Below are 24,265 nucleotides of genomic sequence, written 5' to 3'. Positions count from 1 at the left end.
ATGAATGTGCCACCTGAATACCATAGCCCTTTATTGCAAAGTACGATGCACTGTTTGTCAGAGGCAAGCATTGAACTACAGGTGAGAAAAAAGCGCGTCAAAAATATCAATTTTCGCTTAAAGCCTCATCTACTGATGGTATCAGTTCCTACATTTATTAGCCCTGCACAAATGGCAGAGTCTATTGCTAAGCGGGTGCCGTGGGCGATACAAAATCATGCACAAGTTTTAGAGCAATACCAACGTAAACAAAGCACCTCGTCCGATTCTTCAGTTGCTGACAGCCCTATTTTATTGTGGGGCATATCGCAATCCTTCAGCTTAAGCGATGATAAGAAACTAGCTTACTATCGACAAGAGCTTTCTAAAGTCATACCTTCTTTGTTTGATAAGTGGCAACCGATTGTCGGTGCTAGAGCCAATGAAATACGCCTAAAAAAGATGCACACGCGTTGGGGCAGTTGTAATACTCGCGCGCGCCGTATTTGGCTGTCTGTCTATTTGCCTGCTTATCCGATTGAGTGCACCGAATACGTCATCGTTCATGAGCTTTGTCATCTACATCATCCTAATCACAGTGCCGCGTTCTGGCAGACGGTGGCGACAGCGATGCCTGACTATCAGTATTGGCATAATCTGCTGGCAGGTAAAGATGGTCAGCTCGATTGAACATGGTGCATAAATAGTCTCAATAACGTCAATAAGCCTGATATGATTGGTAATAATGATACAAATTATGTCGTTTAATAATTATATTATATAAACGGCGTTAAGTAAGACAATTAGAGAGATAAGGATGCCATATGGGAAATGTCAATCAAGCTGAGTTCTGGCAACAGCGTTATGAGCAAGATAGTATCGGTTGGGATATGGGGCAGGTATCGCCGCCACTAAAAGTTTATATCGATCAGCTGCCTGAAGCGGCTAAAGAACAGGCTGTTTTAGTGCCAGGTGCAGGCAATGCTTATGAAGTCGGCTACTTGTATGAGCAAGGTTTTACCAATATTACTTTGGTTGATTTTGCGCCAGCACCAATTAAAGACTTTGCTGAGCGTTACCCTGATTTTCCAGCTGATAAGCTAATCTGCGCGGATTTTTTTGATTTATTACCTAAGCAACATCAGTTTGATTGGGTGCTTGAGCAGACGTTTTTTTGTGCGATCAACCCTGCTCGTCGAGATGAGTATGTGCAGCAGATGGCACGATTGCTTAAACCTAAGGGTCAGCTCGTTGGATTGCTATTCGACAAAGACTTTGGGCGAAACGAGCCGCCTTTTGGTGGTACGAAAGAGGAGTATCAACAGCGTTTCTCGACTCATTTTGACACTGAAATCATGGAGCAGAGCTATAACTCACACCCAGCACGGCAGGGCAGCGAGCTGTTTATTAAGATGCGCGTAAAAGACTGATTTCATGCTTGATATTGTCTCGAGTTTGCTCTTCTAAACGTGCATAATAATGCTCTGTCAAATGATATTCAGACCAAGGCGCACCTAAAATACTTAAATCCATATCCAAGAGATAATTCGCCATAGTTAACTTATCTACTTATAAACAATCATTATTCATGATGCTTTTGATTTTCTATCATCGAGGTCTTAGTCTTTGTTAGCATTATCTTCAAACGCCTGCTTAAACACTTTGCCAAGCAAATTGACATCATCGACACGGGCATAATTCAGACGGGTGACAAAGGCAATATGACGGTGCGGACCTTTTTCTGCCAGTGGTACTGCAACGGCGTTTTGGTTTTGCAAATGCAATTGATCGAGCGCCATCTCTGGCACCAACGTCGTACCCATATTGGCAAGTGCCATTTGAATAAGGGTGTTTAAGCTGGCATCTGAAAAGCTGGATTTCATCAGCGCACGGTCAAAATGACAGACAGATAGCGTTTGGTCAGTCAAGCAATGCCCTTCGCCAAGTAACATAAGGTTTGCCGTTGCCAGCTCATCAGCGTTGATGGTATCAAGCTTGGCATGTACATCATTTTTTGGAAAGACGGCAAAGAAGTCTTCGCTCCAAAACTCAAAACTATGTAAGCCATCTACCGCATAAGGTAGGGCAATAATAGCGGTATCAATATGACCGTAACGCACTTGTTCAAGTAAGCGTTCGGTTTGTTGCTCGACGATGGTCATGCGAAATTCTGGATAGTGCTCACGCAGCGCAGGCAATACTTTTGGTAGCAGATAAGGGGCAATCGTTGGAATGATACCCACGGTCATAGGGTAAGCAAGTGGCGATTGATGGCTATGCGCGCGCGTGGTCAAATCATTTACTTCTGAAAATACCCGTTGCGCCCGCACTAAAATATCTTCACCAATAGGGGTGATTAATACTTGCTTATTATTGCGCTCAAAAATCTGGGTGTCGAGCTGCTTTTCTAACTCTGCGATACCGAGGCTCAATGCAGACTGTGAGATATTACAATCTTCTGCTGCGCGCTTAAAATGACGGTGTTTAGCGACCGCCAAGGCAAACTCAAGTTGACGTAAAGTAATCATAAAACCTCTCTATTAATGGGTTTTTCATGCAATTTGTTTTACTTGTTTGTCTTGTGTACACTATCCATTATCGCTGATACACAGATAAAAAAGCAGATATAATAGTTTAACAAGTTTAATAAAACAAAACATCACATTAAAAACTTTTAACTGGATTAACCATAGAATTCGCGTATAGTTTGTCAGGTAGCCCAGATAGTAAAAGGGTTAATGGAAACAAACCTATAAATAATTTTCAATCAACTTAACTATAAAGGAGCCAATCATGGCGTCTATCATCAATCAAGAAATCCCAGAATTTTCAGCACAAGCGTTTGTAAACGGTGAATTCAAAACCATCACCTCTGAAGACGTAAAAGGCAGCTGGGCGATTTTCCTATTTTACCCAGCCGACTTTACCTTTGTTTGCCCAACTGAACTTGAAGACATGGCAGCTCATTACGAAGAGCTAAAAGGCTTAGGCGTAGAAGTGTACTCAGTATCAACGGATACGCATTTCACCCATAAAGCATGGCATGATTCTTCAGAAGCAATCGGTAAAGTTACTTACCCAATGATTGGTGATCCTACTGGTCGTATCACGCGTGGCTTTAACGTTATGATTGAAGAAGCTGGTCTTGCTGAGCGCGGTACATTCTTAGTAGATCCTGATGGCTTGATTCAAGTTGCTGAGATTCATGCTGGCGGTATTGGCCGTAGTGCAAAAGATATGCTGCGTAAAGTAAAAGCGGCACAGTATGTTCGTGAAAACGACGGCGAAGTTTGCCCAGCCGCTTGGGAAGCTGGTCAAGAGACTTTAAAACCAAGTCTTGATCTAGTAGGTAAAATCTAAGCAGTTATTGATTAGATAAAGATATGAGCATGATGAAAAGCAGTATTTGCTCATTTATGATGCTAAATCAAGTGTAAAAAAAAGACCCCATTAACTTATGCTAATGGGGTTTTTCCTTATCTAAATTTTTTGTAGCCTCTGTCTGCGTAGGCACAGCACGCCAGAAAAATTTGCACCAGTAGTACGTGTTGTATCGATATTACTTTTCACCGACTATAACTGTCTAAAACAGCCACTAATTAGGCATGAGACCCTAATTTATTTTTATCGATTATTTTATAGATCTCATCTTTTAGATGCAGCTTGCGCCGTTTCATCTGCTCGATTTCTTCTTCACGGCTTGCGTGCGTGACCATATCTTTATCAAGCTGATTGATTTGCTGGTCTAGCTGGGCATGTTCATCAAAAATAGTCGCAAAGTGACTGTCTTTTTGCTTAAGCTCAGCAATAATATCTTTGTTATCTTGCCATGTGTCTGTCTTTCTCATCTTGTCATCCTTGTTATGAAGCGCAAGCCTGCATAAGCATCCGCGCATGTTCGTTAAGATTGCTGTGATGAATTACTATGATTATGAGACTTAGGTTTTATGGAACCAAACCGTTATTTAACTCAATATAGTCGATTCCAAATAAAGTAGATACATCATGTTTTGACGCGGGACTGGTATAAATTTTTCTGGCGTGCTGTGCCTGCGCAGACAGAGGCTGCAAAAAATTCATTCCAGTCCCGCTGTATCATTTTTATACTGGGCTTACTATAGCGGTCAGGCTTAATACCAGCGAATATACTTTTAAAAAGTACGTTTAATAAACAGGTTTATCAAGTACTTATAAAAGTAAATCTGTCATAACACGCATAGAATTCTTCTACCTGCTTCATTCGATTGTAGCGAAAAAAATACCTAGATACCATAGTTAGTATTGATTATCGTTTAGAAGTAATTTAGAAATTAAATAAAAATAATGGTTTACGATAGGTTTTATAAAACATAAGGTTTGGGTTTATCCGCTTGCTCAAAACCCTCAAACCTTTGATAATAGACGTATCAAAGGTTATATTCCGCACATAAATAGCAGCATTGGCATATGACTCTTACCTAATTAAACGTGTAGCCTTGATGCTGACGTTACATATTCGATAATAATGAGGAACAATTATGATAGACCAAAGCTTATTAGATGCAGTAAAGAGCTATAGCGCAAACATGACCCGCCCAATCAGCTTTGTATTGGGTAGCGGCGAGCATAGCAAGCGTGCTGAGCTGGTTGACTTTTTGACCAAAATCGCTGGTACGACCGATAAGATTAATTTTGATGCACAAGCTAACGATGACACTTTACCAAGCCCAATCAGCTTTAAAGTAATCAATCATATCGATGGCGCTTTGATGGATACGGGTATTGTCTTTAGTGGTATTCCAGGCGGACATGAATTTACTTCATTGATATTGGCAATTTTGCAAGCCGGTGGTCATACGTTAAAGCTGGACGAAGGCATTCAAAAGCTCATTAAACGCTTTAATAAGCCGTTACAGTTTCAGACTTATGTCTCATTATCTTGCCACAGTTGCCCAGAAGTTGTGCAAGCGCTGAACCAATTTGCGCTGCTAAACGATGACATCAGTAATGAGATGATTGACGGTGCATTGTTCCAAGAGCAAGTAGAAGCCAATAATATTCAAGGTGTGCCAGCAGTATTTTTGAATGGTAAACCTTTTGCTAATGGTCTGATTGACACGGCTAAATTGATTGAGAAGTTGCAAGAGCAATTTCCTGACTTGTTAGCAGAAGCTGATGATGATGCTGAGCAGTTAGAGCAGCAAGATGTGACGATTATCGGTGCTGGTCCTGCTGGGGTTGCTGCGGCGATTTATACCGCGCGTAAAGGTCTAAAAGTGACGATGGTTGCTGACCGTATCGGTGGGCAGGTGAAAGATACGCAAGATATTGAGAATTTAATCTCGGTGCCTTTAACGACGGGTAGTGAGTTATCTGCCAATTTTGAAAAGCATTTGCGCGAATACAACATCACGCTTAAAGAGCATGTCAGTGTCAAAGAGATTAGTGAGACTGCTGATGAAAACTACAGCATCCATCTAAATACCGGTGAGACGTTTGAGACGCGCAGTATTATCTTAGCAACTGGTGCTCAGTGGCGTAAGCTAGGTGTCGCTGGCGAAGAAGAAAACATCGGTAAAGGCGTGGCTTTTTGTGCGCACTGTGACGGTCCATTCTTTAAAGGTAAAGATATTGCCGTCGTCGGTGGCGGTAACTCTGGTATCGAAGCGGCATTAGATCTTGCTGGTATCGTGAAGCATGTGACCGTGCTTGAGTTTGCTGATGATTTGAAAGCGGATCAGGTATTGATTAATAAAGCCAAAGAAAAGTCAAATATCGATATCATTACCAGTGCAGCAACCCAAGAAATTAAAGCGACTGATGGTAAAGTATCGTCTCTCGTTTATCAAGATCGCAATAGCAACGACAATAAAGAGCTTGATGTTGCAGGGGTGTTTGTACAGATTGGTTTGATACCCAATACTGAGTTCGTCAAAGGCTTCATCGATTTAAACCGCTTTGGTGAGATTGAGATTGATGAGCGCTGCCGCACAGATCGCAAAGGTATCTTTGCTTGTGGTGATGTAACGACTGTACCCTTTAAGCAGATTAATATTGCGATGGGTGAAGGTTCAAAAGCGGCATTATCAGCGTTTGAATATTTGGTCATGCAGTAAATTTAAAAAAAATAGTCAGTAATAAAAAACCCTCTCAGCTATCTAATAGTTGAGAGGGTTTTTTTATGCTTACTTACTCAATTCTTATTTCTAATAAGAAAAATAATGGGCAGCGCGATTACATATAGTCGGTGAAAAGTAATATCGATACAACACGTATTACTGGTGCAAATTTTTCTTGCTTGCTGTGCCTACGCAGACAGAGGCTGCAAAAAAATGACACCAGCAATACGGTAGCGACTGTAAAGTATTGCAACTATAGTCTTAAATATTATAAAAGCCCATATATTTATATGGGCTTCTCGGTTTATTGCTTTAAGTTATTGATGATGATATCAGTCGTCCAATAAGTCCATACGCTTAGCGGCTTCATAAATACCGGTCGAGCGACTGCCCGTACGGCAGAATATCAATATTGGTTGCGCAGCTTGATTAAAAAAGTCAGCAAACTCTTCGACATGAGTTTGATTGAGCTCACTGCCAGCAAAAGACACTTCTTTATAAGCAAGTCCTGCTTTTTCAGCGGCAGCAGCAATCTCAGCACTGGTTGGCTGGTTCGGTTCTTCACCATCTGGACGGTTATTAATAATGGTTTTAAAACCATTTTCGGCGATCATCGGTACTTGGTCAGGGGTAATTTGTCCGGTAATACTCACTTGATGGCTCATAAGAGCTCCTTTTATTTTTTATGTTAAAATGAAATAGAGGGTACGAGAATACAAAGCCTAAGCGCAATGGACAACTTTTTAAAGATAAAGTATGTAAGCTGTATTGCATTTTTATATCAACGCTTTTAAGTCAATACTTATAGCAGACCTTGCATCAACGCACTTTGATACAGCAGCTTGGCACGCGCGCCGGTACCACAAAACATCAATATGGGTTTGGGCATCGTACGATAAAAAGCAGCAAACTGCTCGACAGTTGCCATACTTAGACGTTCATCGTCAAATGGCAAATGATGATAGGTCAAATTGGCTTTGGCAGTCGCATGCGCTAAATCACAGCTATTAGGCTGCGTTTCGGTTTCGGCATCAGGGCGAATATTAAGCACAGAACAATACCCAAGCTCTGCAATTTTGATACATTGGCTTGGATAAATTTGCTTATAAATGGTTAAGTCATCAGTCATAAGTAATGTCAATAAAGGTTATGAAAGAGAGTAAAGGCTATAATCAGTTCAAAAAAGAGCGCTGCAGGCTAGTAGTTATTTTTTAGTAGCCTTAATAATTTAGCATAACACAGCTTTTATCATATCTATATGTTATAGCCAATAATTATTCTTAGCCTCATAAATAGCGCAAATGACGTTAATGAGTGTCTGTTAAGCCATTAACTGCATCCATGGTACTTAGATACACGCGCCCTGATAAATCAGTAATCACTGGTGTGTGCTCAATGATATCCATGACAGGTCCCTTAATAAAACTAAAACTTAAATGCTTTCTTTGGTTCAGCAGCTCTTGGTTTAGGCTAATCAGCATCTCTTGTCCGGTCAAATCGATATGATTGACTGCCGACATAATCAGAATAATCTCATGCGCCTCTGGATATTGACGCGTAGCTTGTACCACGTGGCGATGTACTGATTCACTGTTGCCAAAAAACAAACTCTCATCAATGCGCAGCATCAACAGATTATGAAAAGTCACCACGTCATGACGATTGATATTACGAAAATGACCTGTCCCTGCCAGCTGACCAACAATAGCGACGTGCGGTTTGCTTGACTGCCAAATTAGACTCGCAAACGACACCATAAGTCCAATCACCAATCCTGTATTCAATCCAAATATGAGCACACCGGCAAAAGCGGCGATAAAGCTCGCTGCATCTAAGCGGTCGCGGTGCCATGCTGACTTCAACGTCGCCATGTCAATAAGACCGATGATAGCTGCCATGATGGTCGCGCCTAAAATAGCATAGGGCAGCGGAGCAAGCATATAGCCAAATGCGATCAAAGCGGCAATCATAACCAATACCGTGACTAAGCTGGCTAAAGGTGTCTTGGCACCTGAATCAACATTGATAGCGGTACGCGAAAATCCGCCAGCGATGGGGAAGCTTTGAAAAAAGCTACCAGCCACATTAGCAAGTCCAAGCCCTGTAAGCTCACGATTAGCATCAAATAACTCACCACGTAAACGCGCATAAGTACTAGCGACCGAGCTACTAGATACAAACGCAATCAGCGCCATCAGTCCTGCAGTCGGTAATAAGTTGAGCGCTTCATGAAAGTCTGGCAGATACGGCGCTGTGAAATTTGGCAGACCTTGCGGCACATTACCAATAGTTGCTACGCCGCTTGTCGTCCAATGTAAAACGACACTCAAAACGATGGCGATAGTGAGCAGAATCAGTGGAAATAGTCGCTCTGCCCATTTCGCATAGGATGGGGATAACCAAGATTGCCAGACCCATTTTTTGCCATAGCGATTTAGCACCATGAGTATAAGGGCGCTCATGCCAATTATGAGCGTCAACGGATGCAGCTGGCTGGCATACATCTGCATACTTGATAGATAACCAATTAAGCCATTTCCAGCGATTGGTATACCGGTCAAATACTTAAGCTGGCTTATAAAAATGAGTACTGCTGCGCCACTGATAAATCCAGCAGAGACGCCGCGGCTAATAAATTGCATAATCCAGCCCAACTTCAGCTGTCCTGCAAGCCACAAAATAGCACCCATCATAAGTGCTAGCAAAGCTGCCATCAATACGTACTGCTCAACACCTTTATCCGCATAAGGATGCAGCACGCTTGCGGTCATAATGGCGGTCACAGCGGCGGGTCCAACAGCCTGTACATTACTAGAGCCTAGCCAGGAATATACCGCCACAGGCACGATAGCAGCGTATAAGCCATACACTGGCGGCAGCCCTGCCAATACCGCGTAGCCCAAGCTTTGCGGAATAACGAGCACACCAACCACTATCCCTGCAATGATATCGGTTGGCAAGGCGGACAGCTGGTATTGACGTAACCAAACAGGAATCAGTCGAGAGGCGATAGAGGGCATAGCAGTACGTCCTCACAATAAAAAATGTTCATGAAAACCAAAGTTTAGTCAACGAGGTTTAGCCAACTAGCTATACCTCGGCAGTGGCACAAAAGCGTTGATACAAAAGCTCTAGTACGGCTTTTGTATCATCACTAGCGATACTATAATAAATTTGCTTGCCTTCGCGGCGTGTCGTCACCAGCTCATCTTTACGTAAAATACCAAGTTGCTGCGATAAACTTGGCTGACCAACGCCCACTAAGCTTTCAAGCTCACTGACGCAATACTCTCCTTGGGTTAGCTGACAGAGGAGTAATAAGCGATCAGGATGTGATAGCGACTTTAGCAGTTGGCTGGCCTTCAGCGATGCTTGTTGCATTTTTTCAGCAATATCTTTTGGCGCAAAACCTTCATTATTTGTATCAGTTGTGCTCAATACTGAAGTAGAAGTAATCAGAGCGAGCTCCTTAGATAAGATATAAAAAACATAAATAGAAAACTTATAGATAACCGTATAGGGTTAATTATCAATGATATTATCATTTATAGCAAGTTATCATTATTTACATTATATAAATTGATATATTATAAAATAATTGCTATATTGACGTAAATAACCAATTAACAGACTTATTTTAAATACGATAGATATCGTCCTATTATACGTAACAATTTATCAAAAATTAAAACATTCCTATTATCAAAAATTAAAACATTCCTATAAAAATGGAGAGTAGCCATGCAAGTTCATTCATTCTTACATAGCGATACAGAAACCTATACTCATGTGCTCGCCGACGTTAAGCAGCAAGTGTGTGCGATTATTGATCCCGTACTGGATTTTGATGCCAAGTCAGGACGCACTCGCACGACGAGCGTCGATGAAGTGGTTGAATTTGTCAAAGATCATGGATGGGAGCTGGTCTATATTATCGAGACGCACGCCCATGCTGACCACATATCGGCAGCTATTCATGTCAAAGAGACGCTTGGCGGGCAGTTAGTGATCGGTCAACACATCACTGAAGTACAAAAAATATTTAAGCAGATTTTTAACTTTGATACCAGTTTTCGCACCGATGCCAGTCAGTTTGATATTTTGACCGATGATGGCGACACTTTAGCACTTGGCGGCATTACTATTACCGCTATGTATGTGCCAGGTCATACGCGTGCTGATATGGCTTATCTTGCCACTGACGATGAAAAAACCGTGGTGTTTGTCGGTGATACCTTGTTTGCTCCAGATGTGGGTACGGCGCGCTGTGATTTTCCAGGCGGGGATGCCAAAACTCTATACCAGTCGATTGCCAAACTGCTGGAGTTGCCCGAAGATACTATGATGTATCTGTGTCATGACTATCCAAGTAAAGGGCGTAAGTATTGTCCAACCACGACGGTTGCCGCGCAAAAATTAGGCAATATTCATGTAAAAGATGGTATAAATGAAGCAGAGTTTGTAGAGATGCGTGAGCGCCGTGATGCCAATCTTGAGATGCCAAGGCTCATTATTCCCGCAGTACAAGTCAATATCGATGCCGGTCATTTCCCGAAACCTGAGGATAATGGTACACGTTATCTAAAAGTACCTATCAATCTCCTTGGGGAATAAGCCACGTTTTAGTACAGTGCTATCTAATTCTTGCCGTTTTTTATGGCGAGTTGATGTATCTATTGAACGAATTATATGAGTTTTGAGTGTGCATTTTTGACTATGAATATCTAAAGTATGATAGTTTAAAATTATTCTCACTTCATATTTATTATAATTTAACGGAGCCTTATTATGAGTGAACAAAACTCTCATATAGTATGCCCACATTGCTATGCAACCAATCGCGTACCAGATGCACGGCTTAGTGCTGCGCCAAACTGCGGTAAATGTGCGAAACCTTTACTGACTGCAACGCCGCATGAATTGAATGCAAAAACGCTGAGTAATATCATTCAAAAAAACGAAGTACTGACGGTCGTGGACTTCTGGGCAAGCTGGTGCCAACCTTGTCTTATGATGGCGCCAGAGTTCAAGACAGCTGCCAGCCAGTTGCCACAAGTCGTTTTTGCAAAGATACAAACTGACAAATATGAGCAAGCGGCAGCACCTTATAATATTCGTAGCCTACCGACCATGGTGGCGTTTAAGAATGGTAAGGAAATTGCGCGACAGTCAGGTGCGCTACCAAGCCATCAAATTGTTCAATGGGTACAAAGCCTAAAGTAGTTGCGGTTGAGGTACATGCTCTTTGATAAGTCTGACTTTATTGAACCCAACAAAAAGCCAATACGTTTACCTGAACTGACCCCCAAATCTTGGACGGTTTACGTTTATTTCAAAGACTGAGTTCTGTACTGTACAGGACTCAGTCCTTTTAATTTAAGCTGAATACGTTCATGATTGTAGTAATGAATATACTCATGAATCTGTCTCTCTAAAGCTTCAATCGTTTTAGGCTTCTCAATATAGATAGTCTCACACTTTAGCGTACCGAAGAACCCCTCCATTAACGCATTATCCAAGCAGTTGCCTTTCCTGCTCATACTCTGTTTTATCTGATGCTTTTTAAGCATCTCCCTAAACGGCTTCATTTGATAATGCCATCCCTGATCAGAATGTAGCATTAACGTCTTATGACGATGTTTTCCAGTCTGGTCCAACGCCTTATCAAGCATTTGGCTTACCAAATCATAGGTTGGCCTTCTTGAGAGCGTATAACTGACTATCTCATTGTTATAACAATCGAGTATTGGCGATAAATATAACTTATGGTCACCTACCTTAAACTCAGTAATATCAGTGAGCCACCGCTTATGTGGTTTGCTTGCTTTAAACCGACGCTTTAAATAATTCTTTGCTATTTTACCCTGCTGTCCTTTATAGGAGCGGTACTTTTGTCTTCTTATCTTTGCACTGAGTGTCAACTGTTTCATGAGCTTGGCAATAAGCTTATGATTATGATGGACACCTAAATGCTTTAATGCGACAGTCATTCTGCGATAGCCATATCTGCCTTTATGCTTGTGGTATAGCGCCGTGATACGCTGTTTTAAGTCAGCGTATTTATCTTTATCCCCTAGCATGGTTCTATGGTAGTAGAAACTGCTTTTCGGCATGTCTGCTACTTTTAGTAAGTTGGATAAAAGATGCTGCTGTCTTAATCCTTCGATGAGCCTTGCTTTGTCGCAGCCTGTTCCCTTTCCCTGAGCAAGGCATCGAGCTTTTTTAGGTAGGCGTTCTCCGCACGCAGGTATGCCAGTTCACGCTTTAATTCAGCAGGTGTTTTGTCGTCATCTGGTTTGTTTGTGATCACGGGCTTGGTCATGGCGCCTCTACCTTGTCGTTTGGGAGTGAGTCCAGACATACCATACTGTCGATACGCTTTATGCCAATGGCTGATAAGAGCGGGTGCGCTGATGTTGAACTTTAGTGCCGTCTCAGGTTGACTTAAACCTTGCTTTAACAGGGTCGTTAGTACTTGGTGTTTAAAGTCAGCACTGTAGACAGCTTTACTGGTTTTAGGTCTGATCGCTTCTATACCACCGCTTTGGTATTGCTTTACCCATTTGCGTACAAATTGGGGGTTTACTGCAAACTTTTCACCTGTAGCAAGTCCGGTATGTCCTTGCTTGTAGTATGCGATGATTTTGATCTTAAAGTCTAGATTGTAACGCATAAAAATACCCCATAAGTTGTGTCCAACTTATGGGGGTCAGTTCATTACCACGTATTGGCTTTTTCATTATGCTTGATGAATTAAATTAATTTTAGCCTATTCACCATAAATCTTAATACCATTGGCAAAGCTACAACGCTGAATACGCGCTGATTGAATAATCGCATCACGTTCCCCGTACAGGCGCGATAATTTGGCATCACGAGCTTTGGTATTGTTGCTTTGTCCAACCCCAAAGCTGATGTTAGGGGAGATGCCCCAGCGCCCTGCAGATATCCCAACACCCACACCTGACGCTGATAAGGTTGATTGCTCGTTACGGGTAGCGTTTACGTAGCTATTAATACGGACATACTCTTGATTCAATGCTTGGCAATCATAGCTCTGATAGGTGCTTGGCGGGATATATTGCGGCGTAATATTACCCGTAGAAGCACAGCCTGAGAGAGCAAAAACCAGTAGTGTTGCGACAGTAAAAGTTTTCATAGCGGCTCCAGCAGGCTAATATTGCGTTTTTATTCATTTAAGATAGCAAAAATAATCTGATTAAGATATTGAAAATACATAGAATATTTTGTCATCTTTATTGCAGAAATATTTTTGCTTATCTAAGCACTCATTAAATCTAAGCACTCATTAAAACAAGTTACCCGGTTTGGTAAAGGCAAGTATCACAATACCTACATATGCCGCCCCAGCAATAAGAATACCAGTTTTTCTTTGACTCGGTGTTGCATTGCTATTAAAGGCTTTGATACTGGCACTGATAGCAGCAACGAGTAAGATGATTTTGGCAAATACCCACTGTATCGGTGCATTGGCACTCATCAATTGCATCAGCATTCCAACGCCCGAAAGAATGATAACGGCGTAGAGGATATGCGAAGATATCTTGACCACGCGCGGTGCTTGTTTATTTGAGCTTAATACCAGATAGCTTTGATATAAAAACAGCACAATTAAAAGTACAGCCATGAGCATATGTAAGTGTTTCATTAAATGTAGTTTCCTTTAAAATTGCATTTTGTTATCTATAGCGTCTAATGATTTATTAAAAATAAGCACCATTTAGCCTTTATTTTGTCCAGCACATAACGGGCTGTCAGGGTTTTGACCTTGCCACTCTGTAGGTGTATAGGCATGGATAGCCAACGCATGGATTTGACCGCCTTGTGAGGTCAATAAAGCATCTGCCAAATGATAAACCATTTGGTGACGTGCAACCAAGCGCTTGCCTGTAAAGGCTTCGCTGACCATGATAAGTTTAAAATGACTCTCTTTACCGTCAAAGTAACCGGCATGATTCATTGATTCATTAACCAGTTGTATATGCAGTGGTTGCAATTCTTGCAGCTGCTGACTAAGTGCATCGGCAGTAGGGGTGATATTGGCGGTAGGTGTAATGGTAGTCATAACAATCCTTTATTCTATTGAGCTTCATCATCGTTAGATAATATATTGTCACCATTATAGCAGACGCCGATATCGAGTCTGCATGGTATTAAGGGACTACATTCTATCAGTGACAGGTATAAAAAAGCAGAGCGCCACATGATGATATGGGCTCTGCTTGTCATGATTTATGATTATCTACTTCAAAAATTCTGCCTAAAAAACGCTATTAACGACGTGCTCTTTGATAGAGCGGCATTACTTTTGGCATCAATGACTGCAACTCAGCGATACGATTGCTACTAGATGGGTGAGTGCTTAAGAATTGTGGTGGCTCGCCTTGGCTGGCGCGCTGCATTTTTTGCCACAAGGTAATCGCGGCTTGTGGGTTGTAGCCTGCACGTGCCATTAGCTCAAGACCAATTTGATCCGCCTCAGCTTCTTGGGTGCGACTATGCGGACGGCTTAGACCTAAGTCTCCGGCAACGTTTGCAAGCTGAGCTTGTCCTTGTGATAGACCAAAAATACTGGCTGCGACACCGATACCAGTTTGAGTTGCATATTGACGCGATAGGCGCTCACGTGAATGCTCACGTAAGGCATGAGACATCTCATGACCCATAATCGCCGCGATTTCATCATCAGTTAAATTCAGACGATCGATAATGCCTGTGTAAAACATGATTTTACCACCTGGAAGTACAAAAGCATTCAAGTCGTTAGATTTAATCGTATGTACTTCCCATGGCCATTTTGCCGCATCAGGGCGATAGACGCCAACTTGACCGACCAAACGGTTAGAGATATTCTTCAAGCGATTTAGCTGAGCTGTGTTGGTATCTAACAAACCGCGCGCTCTTGCCTCTTGTACTGTCTTATTATAACTCTGCGCTGACAATTGCAAGACCTGTTCACTTGAAACAATTAGCAGCTGCTGACGATCAACGCCAACGGCGCCCGTACTGGTCGTGCTAGTACAACCTGTTAAAGTTAATGCCGACAATGAAGCTGCCATGACAGTTGTGGTAAGTAGTTTTTTCATAGTAAACGTCCTCGCTATAAGTAGGAAAATAAAAGTAAATAAAAGAAATATTGATACAGTAGAGGCAAGGGAAGCTTATTATTGACGTTCTACTTCCTGCTCCCAATCCACCAAAACAGTAGAATTCTACCTCAATTGTTCTTGTGCATAAGTATAATAATGTTAACTGTTGAAAACCAATAGAGCAAAAGTAACAATACAAGGTAGGATTGTAAGTGACATCCATGCATAAATCGCTGATAAGCTTGCTTGAATAACCATGAAAGACGTTAAAGAGAGCAGTAGAGTAATTATTTATAAAAATAATTGTATATTGACGGTTAAAAAAATAAACCATAAAATCAATTATATACGAGAATTATTGTCCTAATAAAAGCTTAAAAGCAGCAATAGCCATGAGCAAGTAAAAAAAACCTGTTGACAGGCTCAGAATATTTGCTAAAATAGCCAGCCTATCAAGACGTACTAGTTAACAACTTACCAATTGATTCAGCGGGAATAGCTCAGTGGTAGAGCATAACCTTGCCAAGGTTGGGGTCGAGAGTTCGAATCTCTTTTCCCGCTCCAAATATGGCTTGCAAAAGCACTAAAGCCTCACTTCTTATTATAAGGAGTGAGGCTTTTTTTTGTCTAATTTTCGAGGCTTGTAGCGATTTTTAGTGTTAGCTAATCAGTTTAATCATTAACTTTATCTAATATGTTAGAAGTCCAAAAATAAGCACCGTGACCATTTCGTGCCCACGCTATAAACACCGATTCTATAACTGAACCGCCCCGGAATTGTCGGAGACTCAACATTCTGAGAGAATACGACAATGAAAAGACAAACCTACACTCCCGAGATTAAAGAACGCGCCATTCGCATGCTGATTGAAGCATCAAGCGACTATTGACCCCTGCCGTCAAATCCATACAACTAAACTTGGGATATTTCAATTACGCAGCCTGATGATAAAAATCAAACCACATCTGCCTTGGCGATCTATAGCCTAAACTCTTTTGAATCCTAGGGCGTGTCCTCAATTCAATCGATGGACATCTAAGTGGGCTAAAAATGGCTAAATTTTGTCAAATAGCTGGGTAATATCCCGATATTAACAGCGCTATTTTCCTTGTTTGACTGCAATTTATCTCATTTTTATCTCCATTTTTTAAATGAGGACACGCCCTAATAATCTAAATCTTGAAACAACCTTATGCAAAAAAAAGACAACCCCTATTTTTGTTGAGAAATATTGAACTTTAGCTAATGATTTTCTGTACACCATCAGTGTGACCTAGATGACCACCATCGTATTTTTATGGTCAAAAGACAGTCAATATATGACGCTCAAAAAGTTACATAATATATTGTACTGATGAATATTTATTAGACTATAATCGATAATATAAAACACCCTCTAATTCGTAAGGGATTAAGAATCTCTGCATTTTCAATAACTTGTAACTCATCTACTATATGCTGTACCACACAAATTTCATCAAAAAATTTAAGATAGGATTACTTAGGCTTAAAACTCTTTTAAGCTCAACGCTTTTTAAGAAAATTAGCTACGTTGGCTAATTTATTTAGGGGAATTACATTGAATCAAAAAGTATGGCCGCTAGTAATACTGGCATTCAGTCAAAGTGTGTTAGCTGCTCAGCCACCAAGTGCTGGTAGCCAATTGCAACAAATTCCATCCTCGCCTATTCCAGAAAAACAACAACCCATAATTAGCCTTGTACCAAGTGACACCGCCGTAGCGCCACAATATGACACTGTCAAAATTAATGTTAAAAGCCTTAAAATCACCGGAATGCATGCTTACTCTGAAGCTGAATTGGTAAAATTAACCAACTTTAAACCCAATAGCGAACTCAGCCTGTCAGATCTGCGCGCAATGGCAGCAACCATTGCGAACCACTACCAAAAAAATGGTTATTTTGTAGCGCAAGCCTATTTACCCGCTCAAGACATTGAAAATGGTGTCGTAACTCTGGCAGTCATCGAAGGCGAATACGGCAAAGTTATTGTGCGTAATCAGACCAACCTATCCAATGGCTTAGTGGCCAGTCAGCTTAAGGGCATCAATAGCGGTGATGTGATCAGTAGTGCACCGCTTGAAAGTCGGCTGCTGCTGCTTTCTGATATTGCTGGGGTAAATGTCACATCGACATTAGCACCGGGTGCAACGGCAGGGACTTCGGATTTAATTGTTGATGTGAATCCTGCACAACGTATCACTGGCAGTATTGATGCTGACAATGCAGGCAATCGTTACACTGGTGAAAATCGCATTGGCGCGACAGTTAACGTGAACAATGTAGCGGGCCACGGCGATGTTGCTTCGCTGCGTGTGCTCACATCTGGTAAGGGCTTAAATTATGCCAAAGCCGCCTATCAAATGCAGTTTGCTAAAGCCACCGCTGGTGTTGCTTATAGCTGGCTAGAGTACGAGCTGGGTGAAGAGTTTAAAGCTTTAGACGCTAAGGGTGATGCAAAAATTGCCAGCGTATATGGCAGTTATCCGTTGATTCGTTCACGCAACAATAATTTGTACACTGATATTTTGTATGAAAATAAAACACTACAAGATCGAATCGACGCAACATCTGATGTTACCGATAAAAAGGTGAACGCCCTCACTGCTGCATTACGTGGTGACCATATCGATAATCTGGGTGGTGGTGGCTTAAATAGCTATTCATTGGCCGCAACCGTTGGTGATCTAAACATCCAAACCCCTGCTGCTTATGACTTTGACGCACGCACGGCGCGTAGTGATGGCAATTATAGTAAATTGGCACTCAGCGCCAATCGTCTCCAACGTGTGACTGACTCTGTTTCTCTCTATGCTGGATTTAATGGCCAATTGGCATCAAAGAACCTTGATAGCTCAGAGACAATGGAACTCGGTGGCATGAATGCCGTACGTGCCTATCCTGAAGGTGAAGCCTATGGTGATGAAGGCTATGTGCTGACATTGGAAGCCAGAAAAGATTTACCCAAATTTTCTAAGCGAATACCCGGTCAAATGCAATTGGTTGGCTTTATTGATACTGGCCGCGTAAATCTTAATAAGACGGCTTGGACCACTGAGGATAACACCAGAACTCTGAGTGGCGCAGGCGTTGGAATAAATTGGATGGACTACAACAACTTTGCGATGAGACTTGCTTATGCGCACAAATTAGGCAGTGAAAAGGCAACGTCAGAGCCTGATAAAAGCGATCAATTCTGGGTTCAGCTGGTTAAGTACTTTTAAGTTTTTGCTAAGAAAAAAAACAAATGGAATTGAATGAACCAATTAAAAAATAGAGGAACGACAGCATGAATCGCATATATAGATCGATTTGTAACCTAAGGACAGGTACATTTATAGCCGTGTCCGAGAATGCTCGTAGCGCAGGCAAAAAGTCATCGTTAGGTAACACGATGAGCACCAGTGGTGCCCATTTTGCATTAAAAACCTTGGCCGCGTCACTATTGGTGGCATGCGGTAGCAGTCTAGTGTATGCACAACCCGTGGGTGGTGTGGTATCGGCAGGAAACGCTAACATTAGCAGTATGCCGGGCAGTATGACCATCAACCAAACCTCACAGAATGTGGCGATCAACTGGCAAAGCTTCAACATACAGAGTGGCGAGTCTGTTAATTTTGTGCAACCCAATAGCAGCTCGGTCGCACTTAACCGCGTTTTGGGCTCAGATCCATCCAGTATTATGGGTAACCTATCAGCGAACGGTAAAGTATTTCTGGTCAATCCAAATGGTGTTTTATTTGGCAAGGACGCAACCGTCAATGTTGGTGGACTTGTGGCGTCTACGCTCAATATCACCGATGCTGATTTTATGGCAGATAACTATAAATTTTCTGGCACAGAAACGGGTACGGTACTCAATCAGGGTGCTATTAATGCTGCAGATGGTGGCTTTGTCGCATTATTAGGCGCCAACGTGAGTAACCAAGGCGTTATTGCCGCCAAACTTGGCACCGTTGCTCTGGCAGCAGGCAAAGCCATGACGCTGGATGTGGCAGGCGACAAGTTATTGAATGTGGTTGTCAACCAAGACGTGGTCAATGCTCTGGTTGAAAATGGTGGGCTCATTCAAGCCGATGGCGGTCAAGTATTAATGACCAGTCAAACAGCAGGAGGCCTACTCGCCAATGCAGTCAACAATACTGGGGTGATTCAAGCACAAACCATTCAAAATGTTAAAGGCACGATTAAACTGCTGGCAGGCATGCAAAATGGTAGCATGCTCGTTGCAGGAACCATTGACGCGAGTGCTCCAAATGGCGGAGATGGTGGTTTCATCGAAACTTCAGCGGCAACAGTGCGCATTAGCGATACTGCCAAGATTACCACCTTGGCACCTTTAGGCCAGACTGGCACTTGGTTAATCGACCCGCAAGATTTCAATGTCGGCGGTGATTCAACAGATAATATCTCAGGGGCAACCTTGTCAGCTTTACTGGTGACCAATAGTGTCATTATTAGTACCTTACCTGGCCCGGATTCTACCTCTGCTGGTACGCCACCGGTGACGAATCTTAATACTGACATATCGGGTAATGGTGACATCAACATCAAGCAAGCAGTGACGTGGTCAGCCAGTTCAAACCCTACCACACTGACATTACTTGCTGACCGCGACGTCAATATTAACCAAGCCGTTACGGCAACCAATGGTAACTTTGAAGTGTGCTGTGGACGCGACATCAACGTCAATGCGCCTATTACCACAGTTAATGGCAGTATTTCACTGGCTGCTGGTCGTGATATAAATATGAAAGCAGCGATTACGACTACTGATGGCAACATCACCTTCTGCGCAGACGAAGATATTAATATAAATGCAAAAATGACGCTAACCAGAGGGACAACCATCCCGGGTCAAAGCCTTGGCCTTCCTTTGGGCTTAGTGCTTAGCGCGGGTTATGGGGCTACAAAACCGGGTATTGAGGGTGGCACAGTGATTTTTGCACCACTTGCGCCACCGATCACCGTGACAGGTCCAAATGCCCCTGTTACCATTAATTATAATCCAGTCTCATATACAGCGCCCACCGATTACTCTACGAACTTCGTATTAACTGACTCCACACTGACACAGCATATGCTGGTGTATGCAACCGGTGGTGATAAAACATTTGATGGTTTAGCCACAACAACTCTTTCAAGCCTCATAGATGGCCCTTCAGGCGTAAGCTTAGTGGCAGGCCCAAACAGCACAGCTACCTTTGATAATGCTGCAGTAGGAACAGACAAAACCATCACCTTTGCTGGCTATAGCCTTGCTGGTGATAATGCGGGTAATTTTGCCTTGGCTGCTGATTGTTGTACCGGTGTACTCACAACCACTGGAACGATATCGGCTGCACCTACTGGTGGAACTCCAACTACTGGTGGAACTCCATCTGTGGTTGTGACGCCAATCATTCAATCGACTCCACCAGGAAAATTGCCACCACTCCTCGTGGTACCTCCATTACTTACCGTGTTGCCACCAGCTGAATTGCCACCTGTAGAAGTATATGTACCTCCTGTGGTCGTTGTTCCACCCAAACCCGTAGTCATCCCGCAACCGCCGGTAATCTACGTGCCGCCCGTTTACCCACCTAAGCAGGATCGCAACTAAAAGATTTTTAAACTTAATCTTAGGTTATTCTTGATCGGCATGACATTAGCTCGTAGCGAAGCACCAAACAAAGCCTGTCGATATAGTCTGATAGACAGGAATTGCTTTTTTAGTAATAAGGTCATTCAATGAAAATTTCTGGACACACAAGTGTAGTAGTGGCTGAAAAATTGTTGTCAGAGGCTAAATTTAGCAACCTAACGCAATCAGCAGTTGTTATGATAAGTCAGCGGCTTTGCCTTGGAATTATATTGACTGGCTTTATTACTAATCAGGCATTAGCTGCCGAGCCTAAGCAATCTGTAGTACCTATCAGTTCAGTGTTAGCCACTAATTATAATAAAACCCAGATTCATGTAACGCCTGTTCACTCACTGGTACCCAAACTCAGTACCAAACGCGCCAACTTTAAACAGGAAACTACCACTCAAGATTCTGTATATTTAGCAGATTGGGTGCTTGATTCAGGTGACAACCAACAGATGCCTTTTGCAATTGTTGATAAAAAGGCAGCCAAGGTTTATGTGTTTGATGCACTCGGGCAATTAACTGGCGCAGCACCCGCACTACTTGGCTTGGCAGTGGGCGACGATTCAATCCCTAATATTGGCAATATGGCTTTAGCCAGTATTAAACCAGAACAACGTACTACGCCTGCTGGTCGATTCGTCGTAGCCTTAGGTAAAAACATACATAATAAAGAAGTTTTATGGATAGATTATGATGCGGCAATCTCACTGCATCGCGTTGTTACGTCATCTCCCAAAGAACGGCGCTTGCAACGCTTAGAATCCCAAAATCTTTTAGAACGTCGAATTTCGTACGGATGTATTAACGTTCCTGTCAATTTTTATGACCAGGTGGTAAGTCCAGCATTCACTGGAACAAATGGCGTCGTATATGTGTTACCCGATACGCGTTCTATACAAGAAGTGTTTGGATCATATAGTGAACCGCCCCGAGTATATCGGAGGCAGATTTACTTGAGTCAGGCTGCAATGCCTGACAGGGTTAAATTATCATAATACCGTCTTTCAAACTCAAAAGGTGACACATAACCAATCGTGCTATGCAAACGGGTTTTATTAAAGGTAATCCCCCCCCCAATAAATAAGAACACTTAGAAATAGAGATTAACTGCTAAAATATACCAGCAGGAGAATCCTATGAAAAAGATACGCTTTACTGACAACCAAATCGTCAACATCCTCAAACAAGCAGAACAGGGTGTGCCTATCGCTGATTTATGCCGTGAGCATAATATCGGCCAAAGCACGTTCTACAACTGGCGTTCTAAATATGGTGGTATGGATGCCGCGCTTATCAGTCGCTTAAAAGAGCTTGAAGTTGAGAATGCTCGATTAAAGAAGATGTATGCTGATGAATGTCTTAAATCAGACATACTACAGGATGCCATGTCAAAAAAGTGGTAGCGCCGCTTGGGCTTGTCACTACATCAAAGAGCGTAGGATCAGCATCCGTAGGGCTTGCTTGATCTTTAATATCAGCGTGACCTGCTATTATCATAAGTCTGCGGCTTCTGACGAGAATAAGCAGATAGCTGACTTGCTTGTAGAACTGACTACCCAGAATAAGAACTGGGGCTTTGGGTTGTGCTTTTTAAGTCTGCGTAACGTGTTGGGACTGCCATACAACCATAAGCGTGTGTATCGCATCTACTGCGAGCTTGAATTAAACCTTAGAATCAAACCTAAGCGCCGTATTAAACGCGTTAAACCCGTACCACTTGCCGTACCTGTAGAACCGAATCAAAGCTGGAGCATGGACTTCATGCATGATGCTTTAACCGATGGCAGGGCATTTAGACTGTTTAATGTCATTGATGATTACAACCGTGAAGCCTTAACGGTTGAGATTGACTTCTCACTGCCCGCCCAAAGGGTTATACGCAGCTTAAATCAGTTAATTGAATACCGAGGTAAACCGGTTCAAGTAAGATGTGATAATGGTGCCGAGTACATTAGCAATGCGCTCAAAGACTGGGCGGTAAATCAAGGTATTACGATAAGATATATTGAGCCTGGCAATCCACAACAAAACGCTTATGTTGAGCGCTATAATAGAACGATGCGTTATGATTGGTTAAACCAAGAGCTGTTTACTGATTTGGATCAAGTCCGTCAGCAAGCAGAGGACTGGTTATATCACTACAATAACGAGCGCCCTAATATGGGTAATGGCGGTTTTACACCGATACAGAAACTACATCAGGCAGCTTAATTCTATTTGATTAGCATCTTATCGTTGGGATGATTACCCAGACACCAAACAAAGTACGCTAAGGCCCGTTATCAAGCCTGACAGCTTTGTTTATACTGATAGCTACCGAAGTTACAATGCATTAGATGTGAGCGACTTTAAACATTTCAGAGTCAATCACTCTAAAGAGTTTACTTGCGGTAAAAACAATCACATCAATGGCATTGATAAGAAGTATTTCCATTTATTTTTAAAAGAGTGTGAGTTTAGATTTAACTATGGGTCACCATCTAATCAACTTAAAACTCTGAGAAAATGGTGTGATATTTAATCCTTATCTACTACAGCCCCTAGATTAATAAACGATAGCTTTTATGATAGGAACGGCACTTAATCAGAGATTGGGTGACGTTTGATTTATTTATTAATATATCTTTCCTTTTTTTATTATTATTAAGATTATTTACAAAATTAAATGTTGTTTTGAATGGATATTTCTTATAATAACTTATCTAATTGGGAGAGATATTATGTCGGAATTACAAAAATTGCAGCAACTTGTTGAGCAGCGCCGTTCGATTTATGCTTTGAGTAGTCAGTTACCGGTATCAAATAGTGAAGTGGTTAAATTGGTCGAGCATGCTATTTTGCATACGCCTTCATCGTTTAACTCGCAGTCAACCCGAATCATTGTCTTGTTTGGCGATGAGCATCATAAACTCTGGCAACTGACTGAAGATACCTTGCGCAGTATCGTCGATAATGATGAGCAATTTGCCTCAACCAAACAAAAAATAGACAGCTTTAAAGCCGGTGCTGGTACGGTATTGTTCTTTGAAGATCATAAGGTTATTAGAGCCCTACAAGAAAAAGCTCCTTTATATGCAGATAAGTTCCCAATTTGGGCGCAGCATACCAGTGCCATGCATCAATATGTGATTTGGACAGCCTTGGCGAGCGTAAATATCGGTGCAAGCTTACAGCACTATAACCCTGTTATTGATGCCAAAGTGGCTGAGACTTGGGATGTGGATAGGGATTGGGAATTGGTTGCGCAGATGGTGTTTGGCGCTATTGAGCAGCCAGCAGGCGATAAAGCATTTGAGCCGCTCAACAAGCGACTCAAGGTATTTGGTTAATAGTTGACTGTATTGAATTTATAGCGACTACATCAGACGTGTTCTAGATATAAAAAGCGCCACTCAACAGTTTGTTGGGTGGCGCTTCTTTATTTT

Annotated in this window: 24 protein-coding genes, 1 tRNA gene and 1 pseudogene; 13 read left to right on the top strand and 13 right to left on the bottom strand. The window is 42.1% G+C overall.

The window, feature by feature from the left end:
- Together PSYC_RS09320 and PSYC_RS09315 are read left to right on the top strand one after the other, a co-directional pair.
- Complete coding sequence (locus PSYC_RS09320; protein ID WP_011281059.1) at positions 1–669, top strand: M48 family metallopeptidase; 669 nt, start codon at positions 1–3, stop codon at positions 667–669.
- 134 nt (positions 670–803) lie between these two features.
- The gene (locus tag PSYC_RS09315; RefSeq protein ID WP_011281058.1) at positions 804–1,409 is read left to right on the top strand and encodes a methyltransferase domain-containing protein; all 606 of its coding nucleotides are present in this window, start codon (positions 804–806) and stop codon (positions 1,407–1,409) included.
- Here the strand turns inward: PSYC_RS09315 and PSYC_RS11705 are convergent.
- Positions 1,387–1,533 (bottom strand): hypothetical protein, encoded by a 147-nt coding sequence (locus tag PSYC_RS11705; protein WP_187147097.1) that lies wholly within the window; start codon positions 1,531–1,533, stop codon positions 1,387–1,389. The two genes, PSYC_RS09315 and PSYC_RS11705, sit on opposite strands and share 23 nt — an antisense overlap.
- 65 nt (positions 1,534–1,598) lie before the next feature.
- Positions 1,599–2,507 carry a hydrogen peroxide-inducible genes activator gene (locus PSYC_RS09310; RefSeq protein WP_011281057.1) on the bottom strand — a complete coding sequence of 303 codons (909 nt, stop codon included), beginning with the start codon at positions 2,505–2,507 and terminating at the stop codon, positions 1,599–1,601.
- A 265-nt stretch (positions 2,508–2,772) separates the two neighbouring features.
- Between PSYC_RS09310 and ahpC the strand changes: the two genes are divergently transcribed.
- Positions 2,773–3,339: an alkyl hydroperoxide reductase subunit C gene (gene ahpC, locus PSYC_RS09305; RefSeq protein ID WP_011281056.1), complete on the top strand. Its 567-nt coding sequence runs from the start codon at positions 2,773–2,775 to the stop codon at positions 3,337–3,339.
- A gap of 239 nt (positions 3,340–3,578) precedes the next feature.
- On the opposite strand, the gene PSYC_RS09300 is transcribed toward ahpC, so the two are convergent.
- Positions 3,579–3,827, bottom strand: a complete 249-nt coding sequence (locus PSYC_RS09300) for a YdcH family protein (protein WP_011281055.1) — start codon at positions 3,825–3,827, stop codon at positions 3,579–3,581.
- Positions 3,828–4,496: 669 nt separating this feature from the next.
- Between PSYC_RS09300 and ahpF the strand changes: the two genes are divergently transcribed.
- Positions 4,497–6,074, top strand: a complete 1,578-nt coding sequence (gene ahpF, locus PSYC_RS09295) for an alkyl hydroperoxide reductase subunit F (RefSeq protein ID WP_011281054.1) — start codon at positions 4,497–4,499, stop codon at positions 6,072–6,074.
- Between the two features lie 335 nt (positions 6,075–6,409).
- On the opposite strand, the gene PSYC_RS09290 is transcribed toward ahpF, so the two are convergent.
- The 4 genes from PSYC_RS09290 to PSYC_RS09275 form a co-directional block, all read right to left on the bottom strand.
- A complete protein-coding gene (locus tag PSYC_RS09290) occupies positions 6,410–6,742 on the bottom strand; it encodes a TIGR01244 family sulfur transferase (RefSeq protein WP_011281053.1) in 333 nt (110 codons plus the stop codon).
- 137 nt (positions 6,743–6,879) lie between these two features.
- On the bottom strand, positions 6,880–7,206 hold the full coding sequence (locus PSYC_RS09285) for a beta-lactamase hydrolase domain-containing protein (RefSeq protein ID WP_011281052.1): 327 nt from the start codon (positions 7,204–7,206) through the stop codon (positions 6,880–6,882).
- 178 nt (positions 7,207–7,384) lie between these two features.
- Complete coding sequence (locus PSYC_RS09280; RefSeq protein ID WP_011281051.1) at positions 7,385–9,097, bottom strand: SulP family inorganic anion transporter; 1,713 nt, start codon at positions 9,095–9,097, stop codon at positions 7,385–7,387.
- A gap of 70 nt (positions 9,098–9,167) precedes the next feature.
- Positions 9,168–9,458, bottom strand: a complete 291-nt coding sequence (locus PSYC_RS09275) for an ArsR/SmtB family transcription factor (protein ID WP_011281050.1) — start codon at positions 9,456–9,458, stop codon at positions 9,168–9,170.
- A 360-nt stretch (positions 9,459–9,818) separates the two neighbouring features.
- On the opposite strand from PSYC_RS09275, the gene PSYC_RS09270 reads away from it, so the two are divergent.
- Entirely contained in the window at positions 9,819–10,691 is an 873-nt protein-coding gene (locus PSYC_RS09270) for an MBL fold metallo-hydrolase (protein WP_011281049.1), read from the top strand.
- A 174-nt stretch (positions 10,692–10,865) separates the two neighbouring features.
- On the top strand, positions 10,866–11,300 hold the full coding sequence (gene trxA / locus PSYC_RS09265; protein ID WP_011281048.1) for a thioredoxin: 435 nt from the start codon (positions 10,866–10,868) through the stop codon (positions 11,298–11,300).
- A gap of 104 nt (positions 11,301–11,404) precedes the next feature.
- Here the strand turns inward: trxA and PSYC_RS09260 are convergent, their stop codons facing one another.
- The 6 genes from PSYC_RS09260 to PSYC_RS09235 all read right to left on the bottom strand — a co-directional run bounded on the left by PSYC_RS09260 (position 11,405) and on the right by PSYC_RS09235 (position 15,184).
- Positions 11,405–12,244: an IS3 family transposase gene (locus PSYC_RS09260; RefSeq protein ID WP_264622182.1), complete on the bottom strand. Its 840-nt coding sequence runs from the start codon at positions 12,242–12,244 to the stop codon at positions 11,405–11,407.
- Positions 12,232–12,750, bottom strand: a complete 519-nt coding sequence (locus tag PSYC_RS09255) for a helix-turn-helix domain-containing protein (RefSeq protein WP_011280724.1) — start codon at positions 12,748–12,750, stop codon at positions 12,232–12,234. Before PSYC_RS09255 ends, PSYC_RS09260 begins: the two co-directional genes overlap by 13 nt.
- A gap of 96 nt (positions 12,751–12,846) precedes the next feature.
- On the bottom strand, positions 12,847–13,236 hold the full coding sequence (locus PSYC_RS09250) for a hypothetical protein (RefSeq protein ID WP_011281046.1): 390 nt from the start codon (positions 13,234–13,236) through the stop codon (positions 12,847–12,849).
- Positions 13,237–13,386: 150 nt separating this feature from the next.
- On the bottom strand, positions 13,387–13,746 hold the full coding sequence (locus PSYC_RS09245; RefSeq protein ID WP_011281045.1) for a SirB2 family protein: 360 nt from the start codon (positions 13,744–13,746) through the stop codon (positions 13,387–13,389).
- Between the two features lie 72 nt (positions 13,747–13,818).
- Positions 13,819–14,163: a BolA family protein gene (locus tag PSYC_RS09240; protein ID WP_011281044.1), complete on the bottom strand. Its 345-nt coding sequence runs from the start codon at positions 14,161–14,163 to the stop codon at positions 13,819–13,821.
- A 208-nt stretch (positions 14,164–14,371) separates the two neighbouring features.
- Entirely contained in the window at positions 14,372–15,184 is an 813-nt protein-coding gene (locus tag PSYC_RS09235; RefSeq protein ID WP_011281043.1) for a M48 family metallopeptidase, read from the bottom strand.
- 492 nt (positions 15,185–15,676) lie between these two features.
- Between PSYC_RS09235 and PSYC_RS09230 the strand changes: the two genes are divergently transcribed.
- The 7 genes and pseudogenes from PSYC_RS09230 to PSYC_RS09200 all read left to right on the top strand — a co-directional run bounded on the left by PSYC_RS09230 (position 15,677) and on the right by PSYC_RS09200 (position 24,169).
- Positions 15,677–15,751, top strand: a tRNA-Gly gene (locus PSYC_RS09230).
- Positions 15,752–16,767: 1,016 nt separating this feature from the next.
- On the top strand, positions 16,768–18,432 hold the full coding sequence (locus PSYC_RS09225) for a ShlB/FhaC/HecB family hemolysin secretion/activation protein (protein ID WP_011281042.1): 1,665 nt from the start codon (positions 16,768–16,770) through the stop codon (positions 18,430–18,432).
- 65 nt (positions 18,433–18,497) lie between these two features.
- Positions 18,498–20,810: a filamentous hemagglutinin N-terminal domain-containing protein gene (locus PSYC_RS09220; RefSeq protein ID WP_011281041.1), complete on the top strand. Its 2,313-nt coding sequence runs from the start codon at positions 18,498–18,500 to the stop codon at positions 20,808–20,810.
- 128 nt (positions 20,811–20,938) lie between these two features.
- Positions 20,939–21,835, top strand: coding sequence for a hypothetical protein (locus tag PSYC_RS11700; RefSeq protein WP_011281040.1), 897 nt, complete (start codon positions 20,939–20,941; stop codon positions 21,833–21,835).
- A gap of 141 nt (positions 21,836–21,976) precedes the next feature.
- A protein-coding gene (locus tag PSYC_RS09205; protein ID WP_076611460.1) for an IS3-like element ISPar2 family transposase occupies positions 21,977–23,051 on the top strand; the annotation gives its coding sequence in 2 pieces (ribosomal slippage) (positions 21,977–22,231 and positions 22,233–23,051; 1,074 coding nt in all).
- Between the two features lie 40 nt (positions 23,052–23,091).
- Positions 23,092–23,361, top strand: a pseudogene (locus PSYC_RS11450) (transposase); the annotation flags it as partial.
- A 199-nt stretch (positions 23,362–23,560) separates the two neighbouring features.
- A complete protein-coding gene (locus tag PSYC_RS09200; protein WP_011281037.1) occupies positions 23,561–24,169 on the top strand; it encodes a nitroreductase family protein in 609 nt (202 codons plus the stop codon).
- Positions 24,170–24,265 lie beyond the last annotated feature (96 nt).

Origin of the sequence: Psychrobacter arcticus 273-4 (genome assembly GCF_000012305.1) — a bacterium.
Classification (GTDB): Bacteria; Pseudomonadota; Gammaproteobacteria; order Pseudomonadales; family Moraxellaceae; genus Psychrobacter; species Psychrobacter arcticus.
The sequence above is the reverse complement of the archived record's forward strand: the minus strand, read 5'-3'. Positions and strand labels throughout refer to the sequence as shown.